The sequence below is a fragment of the Thermovirga sp. genome (genome assembly GCA_012523215.1).
In the GTDB taxonomy this organism is placed as follows: Bacteria; Synergistota; Synergistia; order Synergistales; family Thermovirgaceae; genus 58-81.
Genome location: JAAYIZ010000183.1, coordinates 1 through 1907, shown reverse-complemented (window position 1 = coordinate 1907; position 1907 = coordinate 1). Strand labels below are relative to the sequence as shown.

3 protein-coding genes are annotated in these 1907 nt (G+C 59.6%); all 3 read right to left on the bottom strand.

The window, feature by feature from the left end:
- The coding region (locus GX108_05150) for a 30S ribosomal protein S21 (GenBank protein ID NLO56426.1) at nucleotides 1–176 on the bottom strand (176 nt) is incomplete at its 3' end.
- A 31-nt stretch (nucleotides 177–207) separates the two neighbouring features.
- Nucleotides 208–549: an HIT domain-containing protein gene (locus GX108_05145; protein NLO56425.1), complete on the bottom strand. Its 342-nt coding sequence runs from the start codon at nucleotides 547–549 to the stop codon at nucleotides 208–210.
- A gap of 90 nt (nucleotides 550–639) precedes the next feature.
- A partial coding sequence (locus tag GX108_05140; GenBank protein ID NLO56424.1) for a MiaB/RimO family radical SAM methylthiotransferase occupies nucleotides 640–1907 on the bottom strand: 1268 nt, incomplete at its 5' end.

The following is a 1907-nucleotide window of genomic DNA, read 5'->3' as shown; positions in this document are numbered from 1 at the left end:
TTTCTTCTGCGTTTTCTTGAAGCGTCCTCTCTCTTTCTCTTTTTGGCTTCGCTGGGTTTTTCATAGTGCTTCCGCCTGCGCGCCTCGCGCAGGATGCCTCCCTTGGATACCTCTCGCTTGAAGCGCTTGAGAGCATCTTCGAGGGATTCGTTGTCGCGTCGAACGACCTGTGTCATATGCGTTCCCCCCCTTCTCTCTCACTCGGAGTTATCCCGGCGGCCATCCGAATACCCGTCCGGCGAGCAGGTGAACATGGAGATGGTTTACAGTCTGTCCGGCACCAGCACCACAGTTGACCACAAGGCGATACCCACCTGCGCGAAGGCCCAGCTCGCGGGCCACCCTGGTCGCTGCGTCCATGACCGCGGACCAGATCGAAGGATCTTCGACGTCATCAGCGGACTCCACGTGCCGCCTAGGCATCACAAGGAGATGCACCGGCGCCCTGGGGTGAACATCGCGTATCACCATGACATCGGCATCGCTGTAAACGATATCCGCCTTCTCGCGCCCAGAGGCTATCCTGCAGAAAGGGCAGTCACGGTTCACAGAATCAACTCCCTGTCGATACAAACCGCCACCGATACGCCCAGGGACCCTCACCGAAAGGGACACGGCGATATCTGGTAGCGAATTATATCACACCAACCCCTGAAGAACCCCTTTTTGTGAATCTTCGGTCATCACCGTGGTGACCTCCCCGGGGAGTGAATCACCACGAGCCCTGACGCGCAGGTAGTGCCGGGAGAGGCCGTCGATCGCCCCTCCTTCGTTCCTCTCCACCAGGACCTCAACATTTTTCCCCACCCACCGCCTCGAATAAAGGAGCAGGAGCTCCGAACCCAGGGAAAGGACCCGGCCCATCCTGGAACGTACCACGGGGGCGGGAACCCGGTCTTCGAAAAGGGAAGCCGGAGTCCCCTCCCGGACGGAAAAGGGGAAAGCGTGAAGTTTGCCCACGCCGGTTCTCTCGAGCATCTCCAGGGTAGAACAAAAAGCTTCCTCGGTCTCTCCCGGGAAACCGACGATTATATCGGTGCTCAGGTGAAGATCCCCGCCCAGGAACGACCTGGCCTTAAGGATCAGGGCCTCGAACTCTTCCGGCTTGTACCCGCGGTTCATCCTTTGAAGAACGGCGGCATCGCCGCTCTGGAGCGGCACATGAAGGTGCGGACAGAATTGAGGCGTTCCCGCGAGAATCTCGAGAAGGGCCTCGTTCAGGCAGAAGGGTTCAATCGAACCGAACCGGATCCTCTTCACTCCCTCGATCTCGGCCGATCGACGGACGACCTCTCCAAGGGAAAATCCGGGGGTCCTTCCGTAAAGACCCAGGTTGACCCCGGTGAAGACCACTTCCGCGCACCCTGACGAGACGAGCATCCGCACCTCTTTTAGTATATCCTCGGGATGCCTTTCGACGGGTACCCCCCTGAGGTCGGGGATAATGCAGTAGGTACATCGATGGTCGCACCCGTCCTGGATCTTGACAAAGGCCCTTGTCATGGTCCTGTCTTCCGCCAGGGAAAGAGGCTCCCACCGTAAGTCCCGCTGCACATCCACCCTCTCAACGCGGGGCGGCACAGGTGGCCTTCCCTGCTCGATCATTTCCGCCACTATCTTGGGTATCCTGTATTTAAGCCTGTTCCCCACCAGGCAGTCCACCCCTAGTTCCCGAGCCTCGCCGGGGGATATCCACTGGGCCCAGCAGCCCGCTGCCACGATGACGGCCCCCGGATTTTCCCTTCGCAGTCGTCTTATGCTTTGCCTGCATTTCCTGTCAGCCTCGGAGGTCACCGAACAAGTGACCACGACGGCCGCGTCAAAGGATCCTTCCCGGGGAGTCCGGGCTCCGGCTTTCCTGAAGGCACAGCCCAGCGCCTCCGATTCGAACAGGTTGGTACGACAGC